The 14,367-nt window shown below is 37.5% G+C and carries 11 protein-coding genes and 9 pseudogenes; 7 read left to right on the top strand and 13 right to left on the bottom strand.

Annotated elements, in window-relative coordinates; translation table 11 throughout:
- From AYJ55_RS32330 to yihA, 4 genes and pseudogenes are all read right to left on the bottom strand, one after another.
- Positions 1–617, bottom strand: a pseudogene (locus AYJ55_RS32330) (transposase); the annotation flags it as partial.
- Between the two features lie 127 nt (positions 618–744).
- Positions 745–1,784 (bottom strand): annotated as a pseudogene (gene istA, locus AYJ55_RS00615) (IS21 family transposase).
- Between the two features lie 63 nt (positions 1,785–1,847).
- A pseudogene (locus AYJ55_RS00610) lies at positions 1,848–2,546 on the bottom strand (IS91 family transposase); the annotation flags it as partial.
- A 255-nt stretch (positions 2,547–2,801) separates the two neighbouring features.
- The gene (gene yihA, locus AYJ55_RS00605) at positions 2,802–3,425 is read right to left on the bottom strand and encodes a ribosome biogenesis GTP-binding protein YihA/YsxC (protein ID WP_063653545.1); all 624 of its coding nucleotides are present in this window, start codon (positions 3,423–3,425) and stop codon (positions 2,802–2,804) included.
- Positions 3,426–3,708: 283 nt separating this feature from the next.
- Here yihA and AYJ55_RS00600 point away from each other — a divergent pair, with 283 nt between their 5' ends.
- From AYJ55_RS00600 to AYJ55_RS00590, 3 genes and pseudogenes are all read left to right on the top strand, one after another.
- The gene (locus tag AYJ55_RS00600) at positions 3,709–4,275 is read left to right on the top strand and encodes a peptidylprolyl isomerase (RefSeq protein WP_063653536.1); all 567 of its coding nucleotides are present in this window, start codon (positions 3,709–3,711) and stop codon (positions 4,273–4,275) included.
- A gap of 197 nt (positions 4,276–4,472) precedes the next feature.
- Positions 4,473–4,784: a hypothetical protein gene (locus tag AYJ55_RS00595; RefSeq protein WP_063653534.1), complete on the top strand. Its 312-nt coding sequence runs from the start codon at positions 4,473–4,475 to the stop codon at positions 4,782–4,784.
- Positions 4,785–4,895: 111 nt separating this feature from the next.
- Positions 4,896–5,561, top strand: a pseudogene (locus tag AYJ55_RS00590) (IS982 family transposase); the annotation flags it as partial.
- Positions 5,562–5,589: 28 nt separating this feature from the next.
- Here the strand turns inward: AYJ55_RS00590 and AYJ55_RS00585 are convergent.
- The 6 genes and pseudogenes from AYJ55_RS00585 to AYJ55_RS32325 form a co-directional block, all read right to left on the bottom strand.
- Positions 5,590–6,148, bottom strand: a pseudogene (locus AYJ55_RS00585) (IS256 family transposase); the annotation flags it as partial.
- A gap of 20 nt (positions 6,149–6,168) precedes the next feature.
- Positions 6,169–6,657, bottom strand: a complete 489-nt coding sequence (locus AYJ55_RS00580; RefSeq protein ID WP_063653499.1) for an IS630 family transposase — start codon at positions 6,655–6,657, stop codon at positions 6,169–6,171.
- Positions 6,626–6,991, bottom strand: a complete 366-nt coding sequence (locus AYJ55_RS00575; RefSeq protein WP_063653415.1) for an IS630 transposase-related protein — start codon at positions 6,989–6,991, stop codon at positions 6,626–6,628. Before AYJ55_RS00575 ends, AYJ55_RS00580 begins: the two co-directional genes overlap by 32 nt.
- Before the next feature lie 37 nt (positions 6,992–7,028).
- Positions 7,029–7,190, bottom strand: a pseudogene (locus AYJ55_RS00570) (transposase); the annotation flags it as partial.
- 8 nt (positions 7,191–7,198) lie between these two features.
- A protein-coding gene (locus tag AYJ55_RS00565; RefSeq protein WP_162505195.1) for an IS3 family transposase occupies positions 7,199–8,364 on the bottom strand; the annotation gives its coding sequence in 2 pieces (ribosomal slippage) (positions 7,199–8,109 and positions 8,109–8,364; 1,167 coding nt in all).
- Between the two features lie 73 nt (positions 8,365–8,437).
- A pseudogene (locus AYJ55_RS32325) lies at positions 8,438–8,927 on the bottom strand (transposase); the annotation flags it as partial.
- Between the two features lie 58 nt (positions 8,928–8,985).
- On the opposite strand from AYJ55_RS32325, the pseudogene AYJ55_RS00545 reads away from it, so the two are divergent.
- Both AYJ55_RS00545 and AYJ55_RS00540 read left to right on the top strand, forming a co-directional pair.
- A pseudogene (locus AYJ55_RS00545) lies at positions 8,986–9,198 on the top strand (transposase); the annotation flags it as partial.
- A 61-nt stretch (positions 9,199–9,259) separates the two neighbouring features.
- Positions 9,260–9,499 carry a hypothetical protein gene (locus AYJ55_RS00540; protein ID WP_063653523.1) on the top strand — a complete coding sequence of 80 codons (240 nt, stop codon included), beginning with the start codon at positions 9,260–9,262 and terminating at the stop codon, positions 9,497–9,499.
- Positions 9,500–9,509: 10 nt separating this feature from the next.
- On the opposite strand, the gene AYJ55_RS00535 is transcribed toward AYJ55_RS00540, so the two are convergent.
- Positions 9,510–10,382, bottom strand: coding sequence for an IS982 family transposase (locus AYJ55_RS00535; RefSeq protein ID WP_063653541.1), 873 nt, complete (start codon positions 10,380–10,382; stop codon positions 9,510–9,512).
- A gap of 451 nt (positions 10,383–10,833) precedes the next feature.
- Here AYJ55_RS00535 and AYJ55_RS00530 point away from each other — a divergent pair, with 451 nt between their 5' ends.
- Complete coding sequence (locus AYJ55_RS00530) at positions 10,834–11,409, top strand: aminodeoxychorismate synthase component II (RefSeq protein ID WP_063653521.1); 576 nt, start codon at positions 10,834–10,836, stop codon at positions 11,407–11,409.
- A gap of 199 nt (positions 11,410–11,608) precedes the next feature.
- The gene (locus AYJ55_RS00525; protein WP_342668131.1) at positions 11,609–11,878 is read left to right on the top strand and encodes a DUF488 domain-containing protein; all 270 of its coding nucleotides are present in this window, start codon (positions 11,609–11,611) and stop codon (positions 11,876–11,878) included.
- Between the two features lie 336 nt (positions 11,879–12,214).
- Here AYJ55_RS00525 and crp read toward each other — a convergent pair whose 3' ends face one another.
- Complete coding sequence (gene crp, locus AYJ55_RS00520; protein WP_063653519.1) at positions 12,215–12,847, bottom strand: cAMP-activated global transcriptional regulator CRP; 633 nt, start codon at positions 12,845–12,847, stop codon at positions 12,215–12,217.
- 552 nt (positions 12,848–13,399) lie between these two features.
- Positions 13,400–14,277 (bottom strand): annotated as a pseudogene (locus tag AYJ55_RS00515) (phosphoribulokinase).
- Positions 14,278–14,367: the final 90 nt, after the last annotated feature.

The following is a 14,367-nucleotide window of genomic DNA, read 5'->3' as shown; positions in this document are numbered from 1 at the left end:
AATATCAATACGTTCATTTCCACCGCGGTTGTATTTATGTTTTCGCTCTTGGCAACTGACGATGATTAATTCTTTCATCAACTTACCCGCTAACCACCGCCCAAGTTTCACGTTGTGTGTATTGGTAACCATCGTGGCGATAGTCCTTGCGCCAGCAGAGCCGCCACTAACGTTCCACGCTTCGCTGACTAGGCTACGTTTTATCGTCCGCTCAATATCTGGCTCCTTAGGCCGACACCAATAGCGATAACTGCTTCGGTGAACATTAAAAATACGACACAAAGTTTTCACCGGATAAAGCACTCTTAGCTTTTCAACTACCGAAAATTTTTCAGTGAGTCGGACATTAAGAGCGCAGTAGCCTTTTTTAAGATGTCATTCTCCATTTCCAGCCGGTGGATTTTTTTCTTCATTTCTCTGAACTCAATTTGTTCAGGTGTTAATGGCAGACCAGGCGATGTTTTCCCTTGACGTTCTAAACGAAGGGCTCTTACCCACCGGCTAATCGCTGAAAGACTGACGTTCATGCCTTTCGCGGCTTCCTGGTAGGTGTAATTTTGGTCAAGGACTAATTTGGCGGTTTCACATTTAAATTCAGCAGTAATTATTTTACTCATTTCGGCACCTATAAAAATTATGAGGTAAGCATATCACCTCAACTTAGGTGGCCAAATTTAGTATGCCACTACACAATGAGTCGGAACAGAATTTAATTTCAATGACTCACTCAGGTGTTCAATTTGTTCATGCAATAACATGTTCACCTCCCAGCAATGCTTCATATACGCTGATTGAGTGTTGCAAATTGACAGATTCAAGGGGCGGTACGATACGGATATTAAGCGTATTAGTCTGCGAGATAGATTGGCAAACCCTTGCTGGTAAGGGAAGAAGATACTTAACTTCCTTAGCTAATATGTTTGCTGGCTTTTCTAAGGTTGTTCCATGAATCCGCTGATGAGCGACTCGTTCTAACCATGGACCCATTTTTGCATTGGCTATCTCGATATCCAGTTCAAGATTATGAGCACGAAGTGCGGTATTTAATGGTATGATAAAGCTGTTTTTTAAATAGTGGTTAAAGCGCTCTACTTTACCTTTCGTTTTTGCCCTGTATGGCTTGCAAGCGCTCAATTTAAACCCGTAATCTTTCGACATCGGAAGCATTTCGACATGCAATTTATGTTCACCTTCTGCATAAGCATCTGGTTCGATGATGAGTGCTTTTGCGTTATCACGCAATACTTGCTGTGGCACACCACAAAAATAGTTGAAAGCTTCTTTTAAACCTTGTTGCCAGGCTTTTGTCCGCTCATTATCAAAGAACTTTACATAGCTAGCACGTGAGTAGCCAAGCGTTGCAACAAACGCTCTTAGTGATCGTTTGCCTCGCTGGATGGTCGTGAAGTCGATTTGCATTTGTTGACCTGGCTGTGTTTCAAAATAGACGACAGGTTCGGGAACAATGCTTGGTTTAAATTGACAAACAAATCGACGTAACTGAGCAATACCGCCTTGATAGCCTCTTTCAGCTACCTCATCAAATAGGACTGTTGCAGGGATCCAATCAGGTTTAGCCAATTCAATTCGCTGAAGCAAATAAGGTTTAAAGGGTGCCGTTTACTCGATTGTTGACTTCTTTTAGCATAAGTTGGCATCTCCTGCTGTTGTAAATGATATTTTACGGTGTTACGGGAAATGCCCAGTTCACGGGCCATTTTTCGAATGCTTTGTCCTTGTGCAAAGCGAACATGAATATCCACAAATATCTCCTTGGTTAACATAAATTACCCGTATAAAAATGTACGAATAATACCAAGTGGATCAGTTTTGCATGATCGGTGACAACGTCCGTACTGCGCCTTTAAGTAACGCCGCCACTGCTTGCGGTCACGGATATGCCCAAGACAGGGAAGCCGGCCAGGATTTATCAGGTCATAACTGTGACGCAGCAGCTTGATGACAGCACCTCTCCAAATTTCTTCGACTACTCTTTTTTTTAAGAACAGTTCACGCCATACACCGTGTTTACTATCCAAACCGCCCCGGGTGACGGAGACATGGATATGCGGATGTTGATTGAGCTGTCTGCCATAAGCGTGCAAGGCACAAAAGATACCGATTTCGCTACCCTGTTTGCGCGCCCATTGCAGCATAGCCTGGACGGCGGCGCGAAACAAGGCGTTAAGTAGCGGCCAGTTATTGTTGAAAAAAGGCCAAAGGAGATGGGGCATGGTGAAAGTAATATGTTGCCAGTCGCAGTCGGGTAAAATATGAACATGCTGTGCTAACCACTGCTCTGTGGCTTTGAAACCGCATGAGCTGCAGGCTTTTGACTTACAGCCCTGGCAGAAAAAACGGCTGTGAGAACAATCAGGCGAAGCGCAACAATAACGTCGGACACCCATGGAACAAGTGCCGCAGGCAAGCATACGCTCGACAGAGAGACGGGTCCACGAACTGACGCTGTCACCGTGTTTTTCGAGGAATTTATTCCAGCCGTCATCGATGGTGAAAAGCAGTTTAGCAGGACGCGGGATATACATCTGAGTAAATTACCCTATGGGTATCTTTTCGCAGAGCATAAAACAGTATTCAGCTCATTAACATCCCCGAAGCAGCGTAGCTGCGCCGCTCATGCGGAGCGTGCTACGTTCTATTTTTAAAATCTATTACTCTATGTAATAAGCTAATTATTAAGCTGCTCTAGTCAAATAATTGACTAGAGCATTTTTTTATTTGTTTTTAAGAAAATGCGACAGTAGTGATAAACAAAGCCCTCTAATTATCCATCATGCAGACTAATTATGCTCAGAATGGTGCTCGTTGAACCATTCATCTAATTTAAGTTGTAATTTATCGATACCTATTTTTTTCAATGAAGAAAAGGTTTCAACTTGTATATTACCCGCCACTATTTTTAATCTATTACGTACTGCTATGATTTGAGCTTTTTGTTTATTTGGTACTAGTTTGTCTGCTTTGTTTAGCAATACCAATATTGGGATATTCATTGCTACAGACCATTCAATCATTTGTATATCCATATCTTTTAATGGATGACGAATGTCCATTAATATTATCAATCCTTTTAAACATGTTCTTTTTTGTAAATATTCACCTAATGCTTGTTGCCATTGGCGTTTAATCGATTCAGGGACTTCTGCATAGCCGTAACCAGGTAAATCAACCAGCCTAATACCCTCTGCAACTTCGAACAAATTGATTAGCTGTGTTCTGCCAGGTGTTTTACTGGTACGGGCTAGATTTTTTTGTTGGGTAAGTGCATTTAATGCACTGGATTTACCGGCGTTAGAACGTCCAGCGAAAGCAATTTCTATACCATGATCGTTTGGTAAATGGCGAATATCAGGCGCGCTTGTGACAAATTTTGTCTGATGATAGTTATATTTTTTGTTTGTCATCATTGTTTCTCGCTGATTTCGGCTTAAATTAGAGAAATTATACCTTTAAGAGGATAAATTAAGATCGTGATAGCTACATGAAAGATAGATTATTATGTGTTAATGAATTTTATTAAAAATAACATTTTTTACATAAGAAAAAAATATGGAATGTGACAGAATAGATCCTATTATTTAATTAGGTCAATTTAGGCAAGTTATGTATTTTTACTTAGTATAATGATCTGACGGTACTAAATTTTAGCTTACATTTTCATCTAAAATATAATTAAAAGGAACTTGAATGTTAAAGCGTTTTTTTGTGCCGCTACTGGTAGCATATATGGTTAGTATCTCTTCATTTGCTGTTGCAGCAGGAGGTACTATCGTTAAATTAGTGACTTCGGAAGGTGAGATCGAACTTGAGTTAAATAATAAAGCAGCGCCTATAACAACGGAGAATTTCATTCAGTATGTAAAAGCAGGTTACTATCAAAATACTATTTTCCATCGTGTGATCCCAGGTTTTATGATCCAAGGTGGTGGTTTTATTAGTGATTTACAACCTCAATTAAATATTCGCTCGCCAATCAAAAATGAAGCTGATAATGGGTTACGTAATTTACGTGGAACCATTGCAATGGCGCGTGCAACAGCTAAGGATAGTGCTACTAGCCAATTTTTTATCAACATAGCAGATAATGCATTCTTAGATCATGGCCAACGTGATTTTGGTTATGCTGTTTTTGGTAAAGTGATTAAAGGAATGGATGTTGTTGACAAAGTTTCGAAAGTGAAAACAAAAGATATTGATCCTTACCAAAATGTGCCAACTCAAGAAATAAAAATTATTTCTGCCAGTATTGAATAATTTATCTAATAGCAGGAAATATTTTTCTGCTATTAAATTTAACATAACTACCGATATTTAATTACAATAAGAAAACTAAAATAATTTACCTGTCTTTATTTTGCTATTAATGGCAGGACTTTACTTTATAATAAAACAAAATTTCCATCAGTTTATTAATTTATATCGTTATCTTGTTGTTAATGAGGAATTATTGTTTGAGTAAGCTATTACCTCGTTGCCAGAAATTAATGGAAAATGTTGTTGAACCGAAAATAGAACATAAAAATAATCAATTTTCAGACTTACTGAATATGGCGCCTATGTCTACTTATTTTTTGGATGAGAAAATTGAATATACTCAGGGCAAAATGGTTCGATTTTCTGAAAAAACACAAGCGCTTATTACAAGTTCACCTACATTGAGTCGGGCACTGGAAACATTAGAAATTGATGGTTGGAAATTAGTTGTAGCCCAACGGGGGCAAAGAACCGCTACCGATTTAAGACGGAAACTGTATTTAACCTGAGTTCGGGATAAGAAATAAAGTGAAAGTCTTGCTATTCAAATAGTTGAATGCGCATATTTCGTTAAAATACTCTAACAATCTGGTTAAAGCGTAGAGCATTGTTAAACAATGATGGAAAATCTTACTGAACTTTATTGCCTGATGGATGATTTTTGTAAAGACTTCGAGCCAATGCATGAAATTTTGCTGAATAACGGTAGTAAGCGTCGTAGACGGTCTACTCAGCTTTCATTGGCTGAAATGATGACACTGGTTGTTTTGTTTCATCAACTCCGATTCAGACAATTCAAGGTATTTTATCTCTATCATGTCCGTTTATATCTCAGGAAGGGATTTCCTAACTTACCATCATATTCACGCTGCGTAGAGTTACTTCCGCGCAGTGCCTTAGCTTTAACGGCACTGTTTGAGTCAATTAAGGGAAAGTGCACGAGTCTGTCGGTTGCCGATTCTACTCCGATAGCTGTGTGTGATAACTTACGGATCCGCCGGCATAAAGTCTTCGATGGGATAGCTGAACGAGGAAAAACCTCAACAGGTTGGTTCTTTGGTTTCAAACTTCATGTAATTATCAATCAATTGGGGGAAATACTCAGTTTTCGACTTACACCAGGAAACACAGATGATCGGAAACCATTACCTGAGCTGATAAAAGATCTTTCTGGTTGTTTGTATGCGGATAAAGGGTATTTATCGGCTTCACTGAAACAGCAACTGAAAACAATGGGAATTAACCTTATAACGAATATCAAGAAGAAAATGAAGCCTGTTGAGGAGGGTGTCCATAATTCTGTGTCAGGGGATTTTATATTTTGATTATACCATCTAGGCGCCCTTTAAAATAGATGGACAATTGAGCAATGGTTAACGCCCAGTTAATAATCGGCATAGTCCATTTGTTGGATACCTGATTGATGCCAATATAGAATAATTTTAATAAGCTGTTTTCATTAGGAAAAGCCCCTTTGGTTTTAGTTAATTTCCTAAATTGCCGATGAACCGCCTCTACTGCATTGGTCGTATAAATGGGTTTTCTAATGGCTTTAGGGTATCGAAAATAAGCACTGAGCAACTCCCATTTACTTCGCCAGGATTCTAGCACTATCGGGTATTTTTCACCCCATTTCGTTTCCAGTTCATCAAGGGCAAGCTCAGCAGCCGCTTTAGTATCTGCACGATAAACCGGCTTAAAATCAGCCATAAAGGCTTTTTGGTCTTTACTGGCAATAACGTAAGCTATTGCAAATTTGATGAACTACGCATAGCTGAACTTCTGTCTGCGGGAAAATACTGGCTATCGCTTCTGGAAACCCTTTTAATCCGTCAACACAAGCGATTAAAATATCTTGTATACCACGGTTATAGCTAGGCGACTTAATTTTGATTACAGCATATGTATTAAAAACAGGTCATCGATAGTGCATCCTGTTTCCATCTTTTTACGTTTAGCTTGAGACCATTTATGTTCTATAGGATTTAAATCTGGTGAATACACAGGCAAATATTCTATCTGGTGTCCTGCGTTTATAATTGCCTGTTCAATATTCTTACCTTTGTGAAAGCTAGCGTTGTCCATAAAAATAACAGAATTTTCAGGAAGTTCTGGGAGCAATATTTTTGTGATCCAAACATAAAAAACATCACGGTTAATATTGCAATCAAATAATCCGATAGCAAAAAGGGTTGTTCCCAATAAAGCGCCAATAACATTTGTTCTTCCCTTAGCACCCCAGTTTTTCAGGCCAAAACAACGGTGACCTTTTGGGGAATAGCCGTGAGTTCGTGGAGTGTCATGTGAAAAACCACTTTCATCAATAAAAACAACAGATTTATCTTTTTTTTCATACTGTTGTCTTTTTTGCTGATGTGCCAGCCTGTCGCTTTCGTTGGTTTTTGGATGGAATAGAGTTTTTTTTATAGGTTAATCCCAGCTTTTTAAGGGATTGCCAAATAGTCTTTTTACAAACACCGAATCGCTCTGCCCGTTCCTTTTGGTAAGCATCTGGATACTGTTCCACATCTTTTGCTAAAGCATTTTTATCGAGCTTCCTCTTACGTGGCGTTGAATTTTTTGGCTCTGGTCGTTTAAGCCAACGTACTAAAGACGCTTTTCCAATACGGAATTGTTTCGCAGTTTCTCGAATTGTTAAACCTTCGGCTTTCCTTACAGATATTACTTTACGTCGAAAATCAATTGTATAACTCATAACACACCTTGTAATCAAAATTAAGTCGCCTAGCTATATGTAAGTCAGTCAGAACGCTCAGCCAATGATGTGCTCCTTCTGTTTCAGACATATAGAGTCCTAACAATTCCTTATGCCCATCGGTGGTTAGTCCAAGTACTGCGTAGATTGCCTTATTGATATAGTGACCATCATGTTTTATCTTGCAATGAATGGCATCTGTAGTGGTCAACTAAAATTGGCCACCCTACCTGACTGTTCACGGAACAGTCGCTCTGATTCGTTTGGCGTTAATCCACCGTTATACCAGTGAGGTCTTATATCGCTATAGTAGTGGGTTATGTAGCGAATAATGGCTGACTGAGCAGTACTAAAGCTTTGGTAGCCAGTCGTTGGCACCCATTCGGTCTTCAGACTACGGAAGAATCGTTCCATCGGACTATTATCCCAACAATTCCCTCTGCGACTGATACTTTGGGTCATCTGATAACGCCACAATGCCTGCCTATACTGACGACTGGTATAATGACTTCCCTGATCACTATGGAACATCACCTGTTTGGGATGCCCACGTAGTTCCCAAGCCATTTGTAGTGCTTTGGCGGTTAATTCTGAGTCTGGTGCAAATGACATTGCCCAGCCCACCGGTTTTCGGGCAAACAAATCCAATACCACAGCCAGATAGGCCCATCGTGAGCCTGTCCAAATATAGGTTACATCGCCGCACCAAACCTGGTCAGGCTTTGTAACAGCGAACTGCCTATTGAGCAGATTTGGAATATCAATACGTTCATTTCCACCGCGGTTGTATTTATGTTTTCGCTCTTGGCAACTGACGATGATTAATTCTTTCATCAACTTACCCGCTAACCACCGCCCAAGTTTCACGTTGTGCGTATTGGTAACCATCGTGGCGATAGTCCTTGCGCCAGCAGAGCCGCCACTAACGTTCCACGCTTCGCTGACTAGGCTACGTTTTATCGTCCGCTCAATATCTGGCTCCTTAGGCCGACACCAATAGCGATAACTGCTTCGGTGAACATTAAAAATATGACACAAAGTTTTCACCGGATAAAGCACTCTTAGCTTTTCAACTACCGAAAATTTTTCAGTGAGTCGGACATTAAGAGCGCAGTAGCCTTTTTTAAGATGTCATTCTCCATTTCCAGCCGGTGGATTTTTTTCTTCATTTCTTTGAACTCAATTTGTTCAGGTGTTAATGGCAGACCAGGCGATGTTTTCCCTTGACGTTCTAAACGAAGGGCTCTTACCCACCAGCTAATCGCTGAAAGACTGACGTTCATGCCTTTCGCGGCTTCCTGGTAGGTGTAATTTTGGTCAAGGACTAATTTGGCGGTTTCACATTTAAATTCAGCAGTAATTATTTTACTCATTTCGGCACCTATAAAAATTATGAGGTAAGCATATCACCTCAACTTAGGTGGCCAAATTTAGTATGCCACTACAATCGAGCCAGACAAAAGGATAGAGCGCCTCCAGAGGGCGTTGTTGCCAGGCTTTTAATTCAGGGAGTAATTTATCAGTAATATGCGTAATAGCTCCATCTGATATTTCCAGTCCATATAATTCTGCAACATGTTTTTGAATATCACGATAACTCATGCCTAATACAAATAACGATAGGATTTTGTTATCAATATCCTCTGATAATTTTGTCTGATTTTTCTTAATGAGCTGAGGCTCAAAAGCACCTGACCTGTCTCGGGGGCGTTTTCAGTTTAAATTGACCTGATGTCGATTTAACCGTTTTTCGAGTATAGCCATTTTTACGCGTATCGATTGACGTTGTCGATAGGTAGTGTTCTATTTCTGCCTGCAGGGCAGCTTCGGTCAGCTGTTTTATGAGTGGTGTGAGTATTCCATCCGTACCGAGTAAATTTTTACCTGATTGTAACTGCTTCAACGCTTCATCAAAATTAAATGATTGATTTCTCATATTGTCATACCTCTTTTTTTGAGTTTAAGATATGACACTGATTTTTGAACACTACCTTGTTGAACAGACTTGTTTCGACAAAGCCATCTTGCGTCATCGTTCTGTCATTGAAACGGTATTTGATGAGTTAAAAAATCTTTGTCAGATAGCGCATACGCGGCACCGCTCTCCTGCTAACTTTGTAGTGAATTTATTAGCAGGGCTGGTTGCATATTGTTTAATTCCATCTAAACCAAAGATACCGGTGGCAGGAACATATCTTCAAGCATAATTGATAATGCTTATCCCGAACTCAGGTTATTTATTTCAAATCGAATATTGAATCATCCAATTTGACTATTCAAGCGCTATCCCATGAAATTGGGCATATTTTTTATGCAGCAAAGCCAAATATAAAATCTAAATCAAATTTTGTTTCTCATTTTTTAGACAGTGAAGGTGCTGCGACGATTAAAAATATTGAGATCCAACGAGAAATTATTAATCACATGGCAGTGGATATTGGAATTATGGCAAATCCAAGAAATATAGAATGTTATAATGAAGTCTATGATAACCTGAGTTCGGGATAAGCATTATCAATTATGCTTGAAGATATGTTCCTGCCACCGGTATCTTTGGTTTAGATGGAATTAAACAATATGCAACCAGCCCTGCTAATAAATTCACTACAAAGTTAGCAGGAGAGCGGTGCCGCGTATGCGCTATCTGACAAAGATTTTTTAACTCATCAAATACCGTTTCAATGACAGAACGATGACGCAAGATGGCTTTGTCGAAATAAGTCTGTTCAACAGGCTTCATTTTCTTCTTGATATTCGTTATAAGGTTAATTCCCATTGTTTTCAGTTGCTGTTTCAGTGAAGCCGATAAATACCCTTTATCCGCATACAAACAACTAGAAAGATCTTTTATCAGCTCAGGCAATGGTTTCCGATCATCTGTGTTTCCTGGTGTAAGTCGAAAACTGAGTATTTCCCCCAATTGATTGATAATTACATGAAGTTTGAAACCAAAGAACCAACCTGTTGAGGTTTTTCCTCGTTCAGCTATCCCATCGAAGACTTTATGCCGGCGGATCCGTAAGTTATCATACACAGCTATCGGAGTAGAATCGGCAACCGACAGACCCGTGCACTTTCCCTTAATTGACTCAAACAGTGCCGTTAAAGCTAAGGCACTGCGCGGAAGTAACTCTACGCAGCGTGAATATGATGGCAAGTTAGGAAATTCCTTCCTGAGATATAAACGGACATAATAGAGATAAAATACCTTGAATTGGCTGAATCGGAGTTGATGAAACAAAACAACCAGTGTCATCATTTCAGCCAATGAAAGCTGAGTAGACCGTCTACGACGCTTACTACCGTTATTCAGCAAAATTTCATGCATTTTTGGCTCGAAGTCTTTACAAAAATCATCTATCAGGCAATAAAGTTCAGTAAGATTTTCCATCATTGTTTAACAATGCTCTACTCTTTAACCAGATTGTTATGTTAGAGTATTTTAACGAAATATGCACATTCAACTATTTGAATAGCAAGACTTTCACTTTATTTCTTATCCCGAACTCAGGTTATGATAATTATCTTATTGATAATAAATTTGATAAAGCAACTAAATATTTTGGTGAAATTTATCGAAATGACATCAAATAATTTAAAACCTTATGGTCAATATTATAACGAAGTTTATAATAATCCTTTATCATTATTCTCATTTATAATTATTGTGTTTATTTATTAAAATGAAACATTTTGATTGATTTTTGTAAGCCATTTTTTTCTACGGTTATGGTATGATAGCCCACGTTATTGTTATGGTATAATAATCAGTACAGTTTGCCTTAATAACAAAGTTCATAATTAAGGAATTATTACTATAAAAATCATTTGGATAGCTAGTTATGCTTTTGATAATTGATAACTATGATTCGTTTACCTATAACCTTTATCAATATCTGTGTGAGTTAGGAGTTAATGTTGTAGTTAAACGTAATGATGCAATAACTATCTCGGAGATAGAAACATTAGCGCCGACACATTTAGTTATTTCACCGGGTCCATGTACACCTAATGAGGCGGGTGTTTCACTAAATACAATTTCATATTTTGCCGGTAAGCTCCCAATTTTGGGGATTTGCCTTGGTCACCAGGCGATTGGTCAGGCTTTTGGTGCTTCAATTGTCAAAGCGAGAGAAGTAATGCATGGCAAGGTATCTGCAATTCATCATAACCAGCAAGGTATTTTTAAAGGATTAAATCGTCCATTACAGGTTACTCGTTACCATTCTTTGGTGATTGATGCCGGAACTTTACCCGCTACTTTTGAAGTTACTGCCTGGACGCTACATGATGGAAATATTGATGAAATTATGGGTATTCGGCATAAAACACTACCTATTGAGGGTGTCCAATTTCATCCAGAAAGCATCTTGAGTGAGCAAGGACATGAGTTATTAAATAATTTTCTAATGTATTAATTTATTACAAATTAGATCATGTCTGGCTATTTATTTCAATGATTAGTATAACTATCAACGTTGGAAAAATAGGTTTTATTTTGCTTCAAATGTAAATCTCAATAGGGGAAAAGCAGTATATAGAAAGTTATCTATTTAAATATGTTTTTTGTATTTATCATCGATAAAGGACTACTATTAAACATAATAAAAGAAATTTTTGTTAAATTTTTTATTATCAAAAAATGGTACAAAGATGATAATTTGTAAACGTATTTATGCGGATAAAACCGGCAATAATGGCTATCGGGTATTGGTTGATAGGATATGGCCAAGAGGTATTAAAAAGCAAGATCTTCGCTATGATGAATGGAATAAAAATGTTGCTCCATCAAATGATTTAAGAAAATGGTTTCATAAATATCCAGCAAATTTTACTCAATTTAAGCGACTTTATTTTGAAGAATTAGAAAATAATCCTGATAGTTAGCAACATTTATTGCTTAAAGTAATAATCGGACTGTTTGATACTTCTTTTTTCTAGCAAAGATGAAGATCATAATAATGCGGTAGTATTAAAATCGTTTTTGGAAAATAAACTTAATAAGGTTTGATTATTATACTCTGACTATCTAGTAAATTTTATGATAGATAGTTCGGTTATTTTTAATTTCAAATATCATATTAAAGTTGTATCATTATTCAGCTATTCGATTTTTTATTACTATTGTAATTATATATTCATAATTGAATTGTATATTAATAACAATAAATAAGTTTATAAAACCAATACACTACATAAAAGTAGGTACTGGTTTATAGAATATTAACGTGTACCGTAAACGACAATGGTTTTACCGTGAGCAGAAATCAGATTTTGATCTTCTAGCATTTTTAGGATACGTCCCACTGTTTCGCGTGAGCATCCTACTATTTGACCTATCTCTTGGCGAGTTATTTTAATTTGCATCCCATCTGGATGCGTCATCGCGTCAGGTTGTTTTGCTAAATTTAATAATGTTTGCGCAATACGGCCTGTAACATCCAAAAAAGCTAGATTACCGACTTTTTCAGAAGTTGTTTGTAAGCGTTTAGCCATTTGTGCTGATAATCGCATCAAGATATCTGGATTTACCTGTATTAATTGGCGAAATTTTTTATAAGAGATTTCAGCGACTTCACAGGCGCTTTTAGCTCTAACCCAAGCTGTTCGCTCTTGCCCTTCCTCAAATAATCCAAGTTCACCAATAAAGTCCCCCTGATTCAGATAGGAAAGGATCATCTCTTTTCCTTCTTCATCTTTAATCAAAACAGCAACAGAACCTTTTACAATATAATAAAGTGTTTCTGCTTTTTCGCCCTGATGAATAAGAGTGCTTTTGGATGGATATTTGTGAATACGGCAGTGTGACAAAAACCATTCGAGAGTCGGGTCTGTGTGTGGTTTGCCGAAAACCATTCGCTTAATCCTCTAATGTTATTGCAGCCTAAATATGAAAATACCAATCTTCATAAGGCTGGCTTATCTTATAAAATTTTAACATAGCATACTAACTTGTTTAGTTTGGAAAAGTTAATATTAACTATAGGGTATATTGATTCGGAATTTTTGGTATTGATCTTAACCATACATATAAAAGTGCTTTTGCTTTGTAGCATAATAAAAGCATCCTGTCTCTACTGTCTCGATTCAGTCATGTTGTATAGACCAAATAATCTATATTTTAGCAATAAGCTGATTAGTTTTATTGTGTTTATTAAGTAAGTATGACAAAGTAAATATTACATTTGAAAATTAAACCGAAATAATAATATATTATTTCATAAGCTATCAAATTATAGCAAAAATAAATATTAACATTATAATATAATTACCTTATTAAATAATTAACTAGAAAAGATTACCGCGATTATTATGATATACGGAAAAGATAATTTTATGCATAGTTTGAACTTTAATATGGTTATAAGAATAAAAAATTGATATAAGTAAAAATATAATGCTGTGTTGTTAGCTTATTTTATGGATAATTTTTTTATTAGTGACAAGCTTTTTTACTAATGGGGTCATAATTAACTCCAATGCTAAACCTAGTTTTCCACCTGGAATAACCAATGTGTTCATTGAAGAAATAAATGAATTGTGTAGCATGGATGAAAGATAGGGAAAATCGATCTGGATCAGACCATTAAATCGGATCACTATAAAACTTTCATCTGGTGAAGGAATTGCTTTAGCGGCAAAAGGGTTAGAGGTATCAACGGTTGGAACATGTTGAGAGTTGATATGGGTGCGAGAAAATTGTGGGGTGATATATTTAATGTAATCTCCCATTGAGTGGATAATTGAATCCATCACAGCTTCTCTTGAATGACCCCCGTTCTGATGTATCACGAATCAGTTTCTGGATCCATTCAAGATTAACAATAGGCACAACACCGACTAACAAATCTACATGTTTAGCCACATTATATTTTGATGTTACAACCCCACCATGTAACCCTTCATAAAATAGTATATTGGTATTTTTAGGTAATGCTTCCCATGGTGTAAAAGTCCCAGGCTGAAGATTGTAAGGGACGGCTTCATCGTAGGTGTGCAAATAGCGCCGGCGTTTTCCTGTCCCTTTTCGCCATACTCATTAAACTTTGTTCAAGCAGACCAAAATCATTGGATTCAGGTCCAAAATAACTAATATGACGACTCTGTTCTTTAGCTTTACGAATAGCAACATCCATTTCAGGGCTAGTATAACGATGAAAGCTATCACCTTCAATGGTTGCTGCCGAAAGCTTTAACTGGGTAAAGATTTTTTGAAATGCAAGGCTGGTGGTGGTGCCTGCACCACTGGAACTTGTTACTGCAATGATCGGATGATTAGCTGACATAATAAGTGGCTTCCATTACGCATTCAGATAACACAACGTTTTAACACATTAATTACAATAACGTAAAATTTCTTTTTATATAGCGATGTA

The sequence above is a fragment of the Candidatus Arsenophonus triatominarum genome (genome assembly GCF_001640365.1).
GTDB classification, from domain to species: domain Bacteria; phylum Pseudomonadota; class Gammaproteobacteria; order Enterobacterales; family Enterobacteriaceae; genus Arsenophonus; species Arsenophonus triatominarum.
The sequence above is the reverse complement of the archived record's forward strand: the minus strand, read 5'-3'. Positions and strand labels throughout refer to the sequence as shown.

Coding starts and splice junctions, on each gene's coding strand:
- yihA (WP_063653545.1), bottom strand. CDS start 3,425: ATGACAAACAAAAAATATAACTATCATCAGACAAAATTTGTCACAAGC.
- AYJ55_RS00600 (WP_063653536.1), top strand. CDS start 3,709: ATGTTAAAGCGTTTTTTTGTGCCGCTACTGGTAGCATATATGGTTAGT.
- AYJ55_RS00575 (WP_063653415.1), bottom strand. CDS start 6,991: ATGAGTTATACAATTGATTTTCGACGTAAAGTAATATCTGTAAGGAAA.
- AYJ55_RS00535 (WP_063653541.1), bottom strand. CDS start 10,382: ATGGAAAATCTTACTGAACTTTATTGCCTGATAGATGATTTTTGTAAA.
- AYJ55_RS00530 (WP_063653521.1), top strand. CDS start 10,834: ATGCTTTTGATAATTGATAACTATGATTCGTTTACCTATAACCTTTAT.
- crp (WP_063653519.1), bottom strand. CDS start 12,847: ATGGTTTTCGGCAAACCACACACAGACCCGACTCTCGAATGGTTTTTG.